This window comes from Tenacibaculum sp. AWR4_210 (assembly GCF_056160945.1).
Genome location: NZ_JBSWYF010000004.1, coordinates 194,915 through 208,642, shown reverse-complemented (window position 1 = coordinate 208,642; position 13,728 = coordinate 194,915). Strand labels below are relative to the sequence as shown.

15 protein-coding genes are annotated in these 13,728 nt (G+C 38.4%); 8 read left to right on the top strand and 7 right to left on the bottom strand.

What is annotated here, in order from left to right:
• The first annotated feature begins 3 nt into the window (after positions 1 to 3).
• The 6 genes from ACXAG7_RS08925 (at position 4) to ACXAG7_RS08900 (ending at position 3,321) form a co-directional block, all read left to right on the top strand.
• Positions 4 to 480, top strand: a complete 477-nt coding sequence (locus ACXAG7_RS08925; RefSeq protein WP_476666618.1) for a TlpA family protein disulfide reductase — start codon at positions 4 to 6, stop codon at positions 478 to 480.
• Positions 481 to 483: 3 nt separating this feature from the next.
• Positions 484 to 987, top strand: coding sequence for a TlpA family protein disulfide reductase (locus ACXAG7_RS08920; RefSeq protein ID WP_476666617.1), 504 nt, complete (start codon positions 484 to 486; stop codon positions 985 to 987).
• 64 nt (positions 988 to 1,051) lie between these two features.
• Positions 1,052 to 1,813, top strand: coding sequence for a triose-phosphate isomerase (tpiA, locus tag ACXAG7_RS08915; RefSeq protein WP_476666616.1), 762 nt, complete (start codon positions 1,052 to 1,054; stop codon positions 1,811 to 1,813).
• Between the two features lie 106 nt (positions 1,814 to 1,919).
• Positions 1,920 to 2,753: a 50S ribosomal protein L11 methyltransferase gene (gene prmA / locus ACXAG7_RS08910; RefSeq protein WP_476666615.1), complete on the top strand. Its 834-nt coding sequence runs from the start codon at positions 1,920 to 1,922 to the stop codon at positions 2,751 to 2,753.
• Positions 2,754 to 2,758: 5 nt separating this feature from the next.
• Positions 2,759 to 3,034 carry an ATP-dependent Clp protease adaptor ClpS gene (locus tag ACXAG7_RS08905; RefSeq protein WP_408044950.1) on the top strand — a complete coding sequence of 92 codons (276 nt, stop codon included), beginning with the start codon at positions 2,759 to 2,761 and terminating at the stop codon, positions 3,032 to 3,034.
• 2 nt (positions 3,035 to 3,036) lie between these two features.
• Entirely contained in the window at positions 3,037 to 3,321 is a 285-nt protein-coding gene (locus tag ACXAG7_RS08900; protein ID WP_476666614.1) for a hypothetical protein, read from the top strand.
• Positions 3,322 to 3,666: 345 nt separating this feature from the next.
• Here ACXAG7_RS08900 and ACXAG7_RS08895 read toward each other — a convergent pair whose 3' ends face one another.
• The 5 genes from ACXAG7_RS08895 to ACXAG7_RS08875 form a co-directional block, all read right to left on the bottom strand.
• A complete protein-coding gene (locus ACXAG7_RS08895) occupies positions 3,667 to 5,064 on the bottom strand; it encodes a TolC family protein (RefSeq protein WP_476666613.1) in 1,398 nt (465 codons plus the stop codon).
• The gene (locus tag ACXAG7_RS08890) at positions 5,061 to 6,419 is read right to left on the bottom strand and encodes an HlyD family secretion protein (RefSeq protein WP_408044947.1); all 1,359 of its coding nucleotides are present in this window, start codon (positions 6,417 to 6,419) and stop codon (positions 5,061 to 5,063) included. The genes ACXAG7_RS08895 and ACXAG7_RS08890 overlap by 4 nt, the downstream gene beginning before the upstream one ends.
• Position 6,420: 1 nt before the next feature.
• On the bottom strand, positions 6,421 to 8,088 hold the full coding sequence (locus tag ACXAG7_RS08885) for a peptidase domain-containing ABC transporter (RefSeq protein WP_408044946.1): 1,668 nt from the start codon (positions 8,086 to 8,088) through the stop codon (positions 6,421 to 6,423).
• Positions 8,081 to 8,758: a TetR/AcrR family transcriptional regulator gene (locus tag ACXAG7_RS08880; RefSeq protein ID WP_408044945.1), complete on the bottom strand. Its 678-nt coding sequence runs from the start codon at positions 8,756 to 8,758 to the stop codon at positions 8,081 to 8,083. Before ACXAG7_RS08880 ends, ACXAG7_RS08885 begins: the two co-directional genes overlap by 8 nt.
• 89 nt (positions 8,759 to 8,847) lie before the next feature.
• Positions 8,848 to 9,276: a hypothetical protein gene (locus ACXAG7_RS08875; RefSeq protein WP_476666612.1), complete on the bottom strand. Its 429-nt coding sequence runs from the start codon at positions 9,274 to 9,276 to the stop codon at positions 8,848 to 8,850.
• An 80-nt stretch (positions 9,277 to 9,356) separates the two neighbouring features.
• On the opposite strand from ACXAG7_RS08875, the gene prfA reads away from it, so the two are divergent.
• Positions 9,357 to 10,433, top strand: coding sequence for a peptide chain release factor 1 (prfA, locus tag ACXAG7_RS08870; protein ID WP_408044943.1), 1,077 nt, complete (start codon positions 9,357 to 9,359; stop codon positions 10,431 to 10,433).
• A gap of 304 nt (positions 10,434 to 10,737) precedes the next feature.
• On the opposite strand, the gene ACXAG7_RS08865 is transcribed toward prfA, so the two are convergent.
• The gene (locus ACXAG7_RS08865; RefSeq protein WP_408044942.1) at positions 10,738 to 11,508 is read right to left on the bottom strand and encodes a zinc ribbon domain-containing protein; all 771 of its coding nucleotides are present in this window, start codon (positions 11,506 to 11,508) and stop codon (positions 10,738 to 10,740) included.
• A 2-nt stretch (positions 11,509 to 11,510) separates the two neighbouring features.
• Positions 11,511 to 12,605, bottom strand: a complete 1,095-nt coding sequence (locus tag ACXAG7_RS08860; RefSeq protein ID WP_476666611.1) for a Nif3-like dinuclear metal center hexameric protein — start codon at positions 12,603 to 12,605, stop codon at positions 11,511 to 11,513.
• Positions 12,606 to 12,657: 52 nt separating this feature from the next.
• On the opposite strand from ACXAG7_RS08860, the gene lpxK reads away from it, so the two are divergent.
• A complete protein-coding gene (lpxK, locus tag ACXAG7_RS08855; protein WP_476666610.1) occupies positions 12,658 to 13,701 on the top strand; it encodes a tetraacyldisaccharide 4'-kinase in 1,044 nt (347 codons plus the stop codon).
• Positions 13,702 to 13,728: the final 27 nt, after the last annotated feature.

Here is a 13,728-nt window from a genome sequence, read left to right as displayed (position 1 = left end):
ATTATGAAATATTGTTTTTTGCTTTTGTGTGGCTTGGTTTTTTCGAGTTGCGCAATTTTTCATCCCGCTACCTTTAGTGAAGCGGCGCTTAAAGATACCATTCAAACAACCGATCGAAATTCCATAACGTTGGAGGAACTTACTGAAAAGTACAGGGGACAAAAAGTATTGATACAAGTATATGCAAGTTACTGTCCGTATAGTCAAGACAGTTTTAAAGATGTGGTAGCACTTCAAAAGGAGCACAAAGAGTTGACCTATGTGTTTTTGTCAGTTGACCACTCGTATCACGATTGGAAAAGAGGATTGACAGACCTCCCTGTAAAAGGAGATCACTACTACTTGCCAAGGAAAGGTAAAGGAACCTTGGGGAAGTTTTTAAAACTGAAAACAATCCCGCGCTTCTTGTTAGTAGATCCTACGGGTAAGTTGTTGGTGTATAAATCGTCTAAAGTTGCAGATATAGCTAAAAAAATATAGGAGATGATTTTACCGAAAATTCAACAATACTTGCTCTTGCTGAGTGTTGTACTGTTTACGGCCTGTGGCATAAAAAACGAAACGAGCTTTAGCAAAGAAGCTTTACAGGATGTTTTGATCGATACTTCTGGGAAATCCATTCCATTAGAGGCAGTTTTGGCATCCAATACTAAGCAGAAGAAAGTACTCATAGTTTGGGCTTCATGGTGTAGAGATTGCTTGAACGACAGTGAGAAGCTCACTGCGCTGGAGAAAGAATTTACCGATGTGGAGTTTCTATACCTGTCGTTAGATAGATCCTTAAAAGATTTTAAAGTGGCTGCTACAAAATACCACATAGGTGGGCAGCATTACTGGTTGGCATCTGGTTGGGAAGGGCCGTTGGGAAGCTTCTTGCAATTGAGCTGGATCCCGAGGTACTTGGTACTCGATGAAGCCAATGAGATTATCGTCTTTAATGCAACGGAAGCGAGTAGTCAACAAATCGCCGAAAGCTTAAAAAAATGATGTACTTTTGCAGTACAAATTTATTTGTAGAAAACTAATCAATAATTACTTAAATATTTTAATCGTGAGAACGAATATCATTGCAGGAAACTGGAAAATGAACAAAAATCTTAGCGAGGCTAAGCAATTGATCAAAGGAATTAAAAAAGGTCTTAAATCGATAGATACAGACAATAAGCGAGTAATTATTGCACCGACATTTGTAAACTTGGTAGGGGCCGTAAAACGCACCAGAAAATCAAAAATTGAGGTGGCTGCACAAAATGTACACGCAGCAAAGAATGGCGCATATACTGGAGAGGTAGCGGCAGATATGTTAACGGATATTGGAGTTGGCGTGGTGATTATAGGGCATTCTGAAAGAAGAACCTATTTTGGAGAAACCGATCAGCAATTGGCTGAAAAAGTAGATCGCGCTTTGGCAGAAGGCTTGGAAGTGATTTTCTGTTTTGGCGAACTACTCGAAGATCGCAAGTCAGAAAAGCATTTTGAAGTAGTTGAAAATCAATTGCGTCACGGCTTATTTCACCTGTTAAAAGAGAATTTTGAAAAGGTGGTTTTGGCTTATGAGCCTGTTTGGGCCATCGGAACTGGTGAAACAGCAAGTCCCGAACAAGCACAGGAGATGCACGCGTTTATCCGTAGTATCTTAGCTAAAGAATATACCCAAGAATTAGCCGATAGCGTTGCTATCTTATACGGAGGAAGTGTGAAGCCGGCAAATGCGAAGGAGATTTTTTCAAAACCTGATGTTGACGGAGGGCTCATTGGAGGCGCTTCATTGAAAGCAGAAGATTTCTTGGCGATTGTTGCTGCAGCGGAGTAAGACCCTACAAATGCGAGAAAGGCTTAAAACGCGTTGTAGATGTTTTAAGAATAGCCTTTTGAATACAATGATTTAGAGCAAAATAAGAATAGAAGGAATAATTTAGATGGATAATATTTATATCGAATATAATTTTGAAGTGAGTCCCAAAGAACCGGGAACAGAGATTTTGATTGCCGAACTAGGTAGTGTGGGCTTTGAAAGTTTTGTCGAGCACGAAGCAGGAGTTTTGGCGTATATTCAAAAAGACGAGTGGAATGGAAGTATTTTGGAAGATATATTTATTCTGAGTTCTGATGAGTTTTCGGTGAATTTCGAAAAGAAAGAAGTTGCTCAAACCAATTGGAATGCGGAGTGGGAAAAGAATTTTCCACCGATTCAAGTGGCGGATAAAGTGAGTATTAGAGCGCCATTTCACGAAAATCCAAACCTGCCGTTTGATATTGTGATAGAACCTAAAATGAGTTTTGGTACGGGGCATCACGAAACTACTCACATGATGGTGCAACATTTACTGGAACTCGACCTTACAGGGAAGAAAACACTAGATATGGGCTGTGGAACTGGAATCCTAGCTATTTTCGCTGAAATGAAAGGCGCTGAGCCTATCGATGCCATTGATATCGATAATTGGTGTTATGAAAATTCTGTTGAAAATGCAGCTCGTAATGCCTGTAAAAGTATCAGTGTTTACGAAGGTGATGCAAGTTTACTGGTAGGGAAGCAGTACGATGTTATTATTGCGAATATCAATCGAAATATCTTGATGAAAGATATGGAAACTTATACGAGTACTCTGAATGAAAATGGAGTCTTGTTATTGAGTGGATTTTACCGTGAAGACATTCCTATCATTGATGCGGAAGTCACTAAGTACGGTTTGTCTTTAGAGAAAACTATAGAAAGAAATAATTGGGTAGCCCTTCGATATCAAAAATAAGAAGTATGAGTACCATAGAGAAAATTCAAGAAGAACTGGATGTGCTGACAGCTTCGACTAGAAAGCACGAAATTATTTTGTACAACGACGATGTCAATACCTTTGATTTCGTAATCGATAGTTTAATCAGTGTGTGTGAACACACTCCAGAACAGGCAGAACAATGTACGGTTCTCGTACATTATAAAGGAAAATGTGCCGTTAAAACCGGAGAGTATAAGGATTTGGAACCGAGATGTACAAAATTATTGGACCTCGGATTATCTGCTGAGATTGTATAGCAATGGAAAATGTTTTTAGATATTATGAATTCTCCGATTTTTTTTCGGATAATTCTGGACAGTTTGAAGGAAATGAAATTTGTTATTCTGTGTTAAATGAACAACACTTTTTAATTTTCGTAAAAAAACCACACGAAGGCCAAGAGTCCTATGATTTATACGTATCCCGCTATGGATCAGCAAGGGAAGTTGGTAAAGCGAAACCCGAAATAATAGAGCTACTTGTAGAGGATTACGACAAGTCAAAACCAGAACATCGTATCGTGTTGCGAAAGTATTTATATTAAATCTCAAATTTTTTTGAGATTTTTTTTTGTTTTAATGTGACCTATCAAAAAAAAGGGTGTCAAAAGAATGAAGGCAGTTTTAAAAAAGCCGCTTTGAACAAAATACGATCATTAAACAATTTCAATATATAATTAGTTTTAGTTTGTTTTCCCTCGGTTTATAAAAGTAAACCCCCCAAGTCTCTCTGAGTAGGATTCCCTTATATAAGTCCTTGATGACATCTAACTGAAAGGAGAGCTTTTAATTTGAAGATAATTAATTTTAAAATAGTAGTAGTTAGTTTTTATACTAAGTTTGGTTAGACGAAAAGGCCTTGAATCTGCAGATTCAAGGTCCTTTTTAATTTATAGACTAAAGTTAGCCAGCGTTTTTACCAATTCGGATTTCGAAGTGTAGAGTTTGTTTTGAGTTTTGATAGCTTTTAATTGCTGTTCAATAAGCTTTACTTCTCTGTAGTTAACGAGAAATAAGGAGCCCTCTCCAAGATTAAATTTACGCTCTTCACTGGCAACTAATTTACGATAGTCATCAACCAACTCCGTTAAGAGTCTGTTTTGTTCGGTATAAGAGGCGATTTTTTGTTCAGTAACACTGATCTTATTTTTTAACGTACGCGTGGTATTTTGGATATCAAAATCTAACTCTTCCAGTTTGAGTTTAGCCAGTTTTAAGTCACCGCGTTGTTTGCGCATAAATAACGGTATGCTAAAACGAATGCCTCCTTTGTAATTCGCCGTGTTAAATGAGCTAAAACGATGTATATCTGCACTCAAAAAATTGTATTCCAAATCGATTATAGGCAACAGGTTGTTTGCTTTGAGTTTTTTGTTGATCAACGCACTTTCTCGTTTTAAATTTAAGGCCTTTATTTTAGGGTGCTTATTGATAAAACTGGTAGTTGCTTCGTTAAGCGACTGGTTGAGTAACGCGTCTAAGGTTTCAGAGCTTACCGTTGAAGGGATGGTTCCTTCGCGTAATTCCATAGGAACTTCTTCTGATGACCAAACAAAGTTAGCTACTTTCAAAGATGCCTTTAGGTAGTCTAGTTTGGCCTTTTCAAAATCGATTTTCCTGTTTTTTAAGTTGATCGAAGCCTCCAAGGTATCAATGGCGGGTTTGTCACCTGCTTCAAAACTCTTTTTGACATTACGCAGTCTGAAATCCGCATTAGCAATATAGGTTTTATACGTGTTTTTTATTTGGTAATACTGCAACCAATCAAAATACACTGCCACGGCTTTAAAAAGTAATTCATTTACTTGTAAACGTTGGTCTTCTAGCGACTGTTGTTGATACAGTTTTGCACGGCGTAAAGTTGCTGCACGTTCATTAATAAGCAGGTTTCGGGCAAGAGAAATAGAAACCCCTGCGCTGTATAAACCGCGATCGGGAGTCGTGTATTCCGGATTTAAATATTTCCCATCGTTAACTTCGTAACTCGCTTTAAACGAGATCCCGTAGGCAGTTGGGATTTTTAAAACGGTATTGAGTTTGTCGTAATAGGTCGATTTCTTAAAGTTTTTAAGATCGTAATCCAACTCAATTTTAGGATCTAAGCCTCCTCTAGCTTTTTGGAGCTTCGCACTTCCTTTTTTACTAATTAATTGCGCTTGTTTTAACAGTGGGTGATTTTTTTTTACCACGGTCAAATAACGTTCCAGGCTCAGCGTCTGGTCGCTTTGTTGCGCATAACCACTAAAAACAGTGCAGAGGAGTAGTATACGTATTATTCGTTTAATCATTTTTTCTTTGTATCAGAACTTGACTTCGTTTTGTTGGGCTGGTAAAAATTTGGAGGGAAACTATTGATTTGTCTCCATAATTCATACCAAATAGGAACGTTTTCCAAAAGCGCGATAGTACGTGCTCCTGAACCTACTCGAATAGCTTTAGGCCAAGGAACCGTTGTTTCGTCGGGAGCAATTAGTACGCGGTACTTACCGTTGTCGCTGATGAAGTTTTCAATGGCAACTACACGGGCTCCGTAGGTTCCGTACGATACATTAGGCCAACCGCTAAAAACTATGGCCGGCCAACCATCGAACTGAACTCTCACTTTTTCGTCGAGGTGGATGAGTGGCAAATCAATAGGACGTACGTACATTTCAACGGCTAATTCATAGGCAGCAGGCATAATACTCACTAATTTTTCACCTTCCTTAAAGGTTTCACCAATCCCTGATTTGATAGCCTTGTTAATAAAGCCTGTTTGTGGAGCCGTGACAAAACGAAGGCTGCTTCGTTTTTCGTAATTGGCTAAATTAATCGCGAGCTTAGAAACTTGTGCTTCACTATCCAATGCACTCGATTCAGCTGAGTACAAGTTACTTTCGGTTTTGGCAATTTTATCACTGTAAGTCGCTTTTAATGTAGAAATGGCCAACTCACTGTTAATTACATTGTTTTTAGCGCTGAGTAATTTGTTTTGCTGGGCAATGTTTTTTGCTTGTGCCTCACGCAATTTGGCGCGTTTTTCTTCGACGTCTTTGACTGCTTTTAATCCTTCCTTTTGTAGCGTAACCGCTCGTTGATATTGCGTTTCTGCAATGCTTGCTTTGGTAGTCGCTGCAACCAAATCAATACTGTCACTGGTAACCTTTAAGCGGGATTGTATCAATTTGTTTTGGGCCTGAGCTAACTTGAGCGTTCGCTCTTGCTTCAGTGCTTTGATTTGGTTTTGTAATGCTTTTACCTTGTTCTTGTAAGCAGTTACCGAGGACGATTTAGCAGTTAACTGCTGATTCGTTCGCTTGGTGAGTAGCTCGTCAAAATACTCACTTTTGATTTCTGAGATGCGCAATATCGTATCTCCTTTTTGTACCAGGTCTCCTTCCTGTACAAACCATTCCTCAATGCGCCCTGGAATTTGCGATTGTATGCTTTGTGGGCGTTGACTCGGTTTTAAGGTAGTTACATTTCCTGCACTACTGATGTTTTGAGTCCACGGTAAGAACAAGATAACAAATAGAAATCCAGTAAAAAACAATAGGAATTTTCTAAAGCGTTTGTGGTATTCTTTGGTAAAGATGTTTTTCCCCGATTTAAAAGAGGTCTCATCTACGTATTTTGTGATTTTATTGTGCGAAATATTTAACATATTAGAGGGTAATGTTTTTAATAGCGCCGTTTTCAAGAGTGATGTGTTTGTTACACTGTTGTTTCCAAGCTTTGTTATTACTTACTACTATAAGGCTCCACGGTTGTTTAGGAGACGATAAATATTGAATGATTTTTTGTGTTTCTTCTTGTTTGAACTGGTCAAGTGGATCTTCCAAAATTAAAACCTTAGGGCGCTTGGCAAGAGCTCTTGCCAAAACGAGTTTTTTAGCAATGGTATAGGCTATTTGCTTTCCGTCCGGTTTTAACAAGGTGTTTAATCCATTTTTCTGTAGCTTGATGAATTCCGTCAGACCAACTTTGTCCAATACTTCATAAATGACATCATCACTAATCGACGTATCTCCAAAGGTGATGTTTTCTCGAATACTTCCCTCAAAAGGAGTCTCTTCAGAAAGGGATAAGCCAAGATGTGCTCTGTATTTACTGATGATTAAACTGCTTACTGAAGCGTTGTTGATAAACATATATCCACTAGTGGGTTGAATAATACCCGATATCAATTGCAATAAGCTCGATTTTCCACTACCACTTTCTCCTTCGATAAGAATTCTGTCTTTAGGATTAACGGTTAAGGAAATTTCGTCTAATACAGGTTTGTTTAAATCTTTTACTTCGTAAGTAACATCTTGAAGCTCTAGGGTAAAATCCTTTTTGTTATTGACTTCTTCACCTTCTTGACGTTCTAAAGGCTTGTCAATTACCTGTCCTAATTTTTCAATAGATGTCAGTACATCGTAAAATGATTCAAGTCCTATGATGAGTTTTTCAACCGAAGTGATTACCAATAAAATGATGATCTCTGCCGCGACGAATTGTCCGATATTCATTTTCTGATTGAGTACTAGAAATCCACCAATGAGGAGTAGCCCCGCAGTTACCAGTACTTTAAAACCGATCATTTGAATGAATTGGATAACGAGAATTTTAAAGTGCTTTTCACGGGCATCTAAATAGTCTTTTACTAGGCTGTCACTTTTATTGATGGCCAGATTGGTACTTCCTGAAATTTTAAAACTTATAACGGTTCGAGCAATTTCTTGTAACCAGTGTGCAACACGGTACTTGTGTTTTGATTCTATTAAGCTCGTATCGAGTCCTTTTTGAGCTGTGTACTTAAATACTCCGTAAATCAATACCAACAATAACAAACCAAAGAAAATAAAGAAAGGATGGTAGAATGATAGTAATACCAAGGCAAAGAGAATTTGTAAGAACGCCGAAGGGACGTCAACCAATATCTTTGACAGACCTTTTTGTATGGTAAGTGTATCAAAAAAACGATTCGCTAATTCGGGTAAATAGTAATTGCGTAACTCGTTCGTCTTAATTTTTGGAAAGCGATAACTGAGTTCTAAAGATGCCCTCGTAAAAATACGCTGTTGGATGGTTTCAATAATGCGCATTTGCATGAGTTTAAGCGTACCTGAAAAAGCGACACCACAAGTCACTAAGATGATCAGAATGATCCATGAAGCTGAAATTTGGGCTCCTTGGATAAGGTTGATGATGGCCTGGATTCCCAAAGGGAGAGAGAGTGCTACAAGACCTTCAAAAATGGCAAAATAGGCTATCTGAAAGATGTCTTTTTTATCGGTTTCAAGTAGACTTATAAATCGCTTCCAAGGCGATAGTGGCTGGTTATTCATTTGCTAAGGTGTTTAAAATTAATGATTTAAAAAACGAGGTAGGTGTTATTAAATCATTACAATTCGTAATTGATGGAAAATGCGATTTGATAAAGTGTTGATGCAGTGCGTTTTCCGTGAGTGTACTCGCCAGTGTTAACGGATACGAATACTTTGGATTGTAAGCTTCGATAATTTCTGAGAGGCGTCGAACTACTCGTTTGAATGTTAAGAAGTAGCCTTCTTTGTTTTCAGTGTCTACATCTTTGGTCAAATAAAATTTAGAATTCTCATTGATCATAATCTGATTCAATGCAACTTCATTAATATGTCCGTAGTTGTTGTCTTGCTGGGTAGTTCTCGTAACTACTTCGATGGCTTTTTCTAATTTTTCTTTCGGGTCTTGTATGCTGAAGGTTTCGAGTACCAGTTGGTATTCTACCCATCCCCAATACCATGAAGAGAGGTAAATTAGCAACTTGTGTTTACTCTCGAAATAACGATAGATAGAACTCTCATTACTTCCGATTTTTTGACCTAGCTTTTTAAAGTTAAATTTCTCAAAACCAATTTCTTCGATGAGTACTATGCTGTTTCCTATAATTCGCTTTCCTAAATCGGAAGACTCTGGGTCTTTCAGGTAAATCCCCGACGGAATGTCAATTTTTAGATTTGATAGTAAATTTTTCATGCGTAATCGTTTACATTGCAAATTTAATAGTATTACTATCAATAATGAGAGAAAAGATGTTAAAATTAGCTTAAGAAAAAAATAAGAGACTAGGGGAGTCTCTCAAATTTAAAATTAATGGTTTGTTGTTCGTTGGAGATACTCGCGTGGAGAAAGTTGTCTTTATACTCATAATGAATGATTTTAGGAAAGGCGTTTTCGGGATTGTTGCAAGTAAAACTCGAGGCGTTTTGTTGTGTGAATTCAAACAAGGTAGGCGATTCGTTCACACCGGTAACCGATAAATAGAGCTTCCCATTTTTTTTGATGATTGCTAAGTGCTCTTTAAATACGGTATCGTTGCTATGCAGTGTGTATCCGATACCTGTAAAACCCGATTCCCAGTGTTCATAGGTGTGATTTTCAGGAGAGTCGTTGACCCGTTTCCATGAACCTAACAGAAAGTTAGGGTATTGCGTAGTGTCCTGTTGGCAGGAAATAAGAATGGCGAAGAGGAGTAGTGAAAGAGCATTGCGCATAATGGCTTTGTTTTTAGTTCTTTATATATTATTCAAATTTAAAGAAAAATCGTAAATTCGCAGACCATAGAAAAGATACAATGCTAGATAAATTACAGATAGTTAAACAACGATTTGACGAGGTATCCGATTTGATTATTCAACCGGACATTATCTCTGATCAAAAGCGATATGTTCAGTTAAATAAAGAATACAAGGACTTAGGAAAAGTGGTTAAGAAGGCCAATGAGTACGAAGGACTTTTAAATACCATGGAAGAAGCTAAGGAAATCATTGCTGATGGAAGTGATGCAGAAATGGTGGAAATGGCTAAAATGGAGTTGGATGAAGCGAAGGGGAGGATTCCTGAGCTCGAAGATGAGATCAAGTTCTTATTAATTCCAAAAGATCCTGAAGATGCTAAAAATGCCGTTGTAGAGCTACGTGCAGGTACTGGTGGAGACGAAGCTAGTATTTTTGCCGGTGATTTGTTCAGAATGTATACCAAGTACTGTGAAGGTAAAGGTTGGAATGTATCGGTAGTAGACTACAGTGAAGGAACAAACGGAGGATTTAAAGAAATCCAGTTTGAAGTGTCAGGAGAAGATGTGTATGGAACGCTAAAGTTTGAGGCTGGGGTGCACCGTGTACAACGCGTACCACAAACAGAAACTCAAGGGCGTGTACATACATCGGCAGCTACCTGTATGGTATTCCCAGAAGCAGAAGAATTTGACGTAGAAATCAACCCGAAAGATGTACGTATTGATTATTTCTGTTCGTCAGGGCCTGGAGGACAATCTGTAAACACTACCTATTCTGCAGTGCGTTTAACCCATATCCCAACGGGATTAGTGGCGCAATGTCAGGATCAGAAATCTCAGCATAAAAACAAGGAAAAAGCCTTTAGAGTACTGCGTTCTCGTTTATACGATTTAGAGTTAGCCAAGAAACAAGCAGAAGATGCTGCAAAAAGAGGATCTATGGTAACCTCAGGAGATCGTTCTGCTAAAATTAGAACTTATAACTATCCGCAAGGAAGGGTAACCGATCACCGAATAGGGTTAACCTTATACGATCTACAAAACATCGTAAACGGAGATATACAGAAAATTATCGACGAGCTCATGCTCGCAGAAAATACTTCGAAGCTCAAAGAGCTTGGAGAAACCATCTAAAAAGAAACTCGCCGAAAAGGCGAGTTTTTTTTGCTCTTTATATAGCTCTTGAATCCTGAATTCTTCAATCCTGAATTCTTCCATTTTTAAGCAACGTCTTTTATGCTTGGCGTCGCAAGTCTATGGGTATATGAAAGCTCAGCGAATGAAGTTATAAGGCTATCGGTATTGGTACATAGGTGTTGATAAGGATTGATAGGAGAGAGGAGGTGATCTGACGATTGCCGTAGAGTTCAGGATACTAACAAAAAAACCACCGATGTGTATCGATGGTTTAAGTTATATTGAGTTTGTTCTTTTTATCTTAAGAGAACAAGTTGTCTATTTTTTCGCGCTCTTCGGCAGCAAGAGCAGCATCAACTAAAATACGACCACTGTGCTCGTCGATAGTGATTTTTTTACGGTTGGCAATTTCTAACTGAACCTGTGGAGGGATGGTAAAGAAAGATCCTCCAGCAGCTCCACGCTCGATAGATACAACAGCTAATCCATTTTTTACTTTATTTCGGATTCGCGTATAAGCGGTAATGAGGTGCTTGTCGATAGAAGCCGCAAATTCCGCTGACTTTTCTTTTAATAATTGCTCCTCTTTTTCAGTTTCTTTTAAAATCGCATCCAATTCGTTCTTCTTGTGAGCCAAGTGATTTTCTTGCTGAGCTAACTTATCTTTAGTGTTGGCAATCACTTCATTCTTTTGAACGATTTTTGCTTTGTACTCCTTAATGCGCTTTTCTGATAATTGAATTTCTAATTCTTGATATTCAACTTCTTTTGTCAACGAGTCAAATTCTCTGTTGTTACGCACATTTTTTTGTTGTTCAACATACTTGGCAATCAATCCTTTTGATTCGGTAATCGCAAGTTTTTTGTTGTTGATATCTGTCTCCAATGTGGCTAAATCGTTAGCTAAGTTCGAAAGTCTGGTGTTTAATCCTGCAACTTCATCCTCTAAATCTTCAACTTCTAAAGGTAACTCACCGCGAACGTTTCTAATCTCATCAATTCTTGAATCGATTAATTGTAAGTCGTATAACGCTCTTAACTTTTCTTCTACCGTTATTTCTTTATTTGCCATCTTTATATATAATATATTGGATTTGTTCGTTCTTCACTTAAAATAATTGCAAAAGTACTAAATTTTTTGCTAAGATAATCAACCAAAAGATTTTTTGTAAACTGCTCACTTTCATAGTGTCCAATATCTGCTAGTAAAATTTTCCCTTCTGCTTGAAAAAACTCATGATATTTGAAATCGGCACTGAGGTAAGCATCCGCTTTTGCTCGAAGTGCATTTTTGATGGCAAAGCTTCCAGATCCGCCTAAAACGGCTACTTTTTTAATGGGGCGGTCCAGAATTTTTGAGTGTCTTACGCAACCGGTATTAAAGGTGGTTTTTACTTGTTGTAAAAACGCCTCTGGAGCCATGGGTGTATCGAATTCCCCAATCATTCCCATTCCTACGTGTTGATTTGTATTGGTGAGTTGGGTAAGTTCGTAGGCAACTTCTTCATAGGGGTGATTGACGAACAAGGCCTTCAGCAGTGCTCCCTCCTTATGTGATTCGTAGGTCACATTAATAGAAGTTTCTTCTTCGAACATAAGATCACCTTGTTTTCCCACGGTTGGATTCGAGTGTTCGTTACCGCGGTAACTGCCCATGCCTTGAAAGTTGAATGAACAGTTGTCGTAGTTTCCTATAGTTCCTGCGCCGGCCTGAAATAGTTTAGAACGCAGTGCGTTCGCATGCGTCGTTGGAACAAAAGTGGTTAGTTTTTTAATGTTGCCCGCTTTAGGAATAAGTGTTTGGTAGTTGTTCAATCCTAAAACCTCACACATTTTTGCTGACACCCCTCGGTTAACATTGTCTAACGCTGTATGTGTAGCATAGATGGCAATATTGTGTTGGATGGCTTTGATAACAACGCGTTCGACATAGTTCGATCCGTTAATCTTTTTTAAGCCTTTGAATATAATAGGGTGAAAACTAACAATTAAGTTGCATCCCTTGGCAATGGCTTCGTCTACAGTATTTTCTAAGGTGTCTAAAGTGACTAAGACTCCGGTAACGGTAGTTTGGTAGTCTCCTACCAATAAGCCTACATTGTCAAAGTCCTCTGCATAGGCTAAAGGAGCTAACTCTTCTATATAATTGGTAATGTCTCTTATTTGCATATTGGCTCTTTTTTGAAATTCAAAGTTAAGATTTTTAATTATTTTCGCTCTGATGAAACTACTGAGATATCTATTGTTTCCGCTGTCACTAGTGTACCGCGGGATTACCAGCCTGAGAAATGCCTTTTTTGATTGGGGATTGTTTCCGCAACGCTCATTTCAAATACCAGTCATTGCAGTCGGAAATTTGAGTGTGGGAGGAACAGGGAAATCGCCTCAAGTTGAATATCTTATTCGACTTCTTAAAGATCGCTTTCAATTGGCGACGCTCAGCAGAGGATACAAGCGAAGTACCAAAGGATATCAGTTAGTGACTGCTAGCCATACTGCAGGGGAGGTAGGAGACGAGCCCAAACAATTTTTTAGGAAATTTGGAACGGAAATTCAAGTTGCTGTAGATGCCGACAGGGTAGCGGGAATTGAAACCTTGTTGCAGGGAACTCCTATTCCAGAATTGGTGGTGTTAGACGATGCCTTTCAACACAGAAAAGTGAAAGCGAGTTTGTACATCTTATTAACAAAGTACGACGACTTGTACAGTCGAGATTATGTATTGCCGACGGGGAATTTAAGAGAATCGAGAGCAGGAGCGCGCAGAGCAACCTTGGTAGTTGTGACGAAATGTCCAAACAACCTGTCGAACTCAGAACGAGAACGCATTGAAAAATCACTGCAATTAGTAGCTGGGCAACGCTTGTTTTTTTCACGAATTAAATACGATGAACAATTAAGGGGAGCACAAGTCATACACATCGGGGATTTAAAAAAGAAGAAAGTGGTTTTAGTAACTGGAATTGCGAATCCGACGCCTTTATTAACATATTTAGAAAGTCAGCTAGTACTGTTTGAACATTTGAGTTACCCAGATCATTACAATTTCAATGAAAGCGATTTAAAGGGGATTCAGGAACGATTTGAACGCACTGAAGATGCAGTTTGTATTTTGACTACAGAGAAAGATTTTGTGCGCTTAGAAGGGAAGCTACCCAGTTTGCAATACCTTGCTATAGAAAGTGAATTTATAGGCGGAGGAGAAGTCTTTGACCAGGCTATTACAGAGCATATCGATGCCTTTTACGCTAAAAAAACCTCCTAAATAGCTGTGTGATTAGGAGGTTTTTTT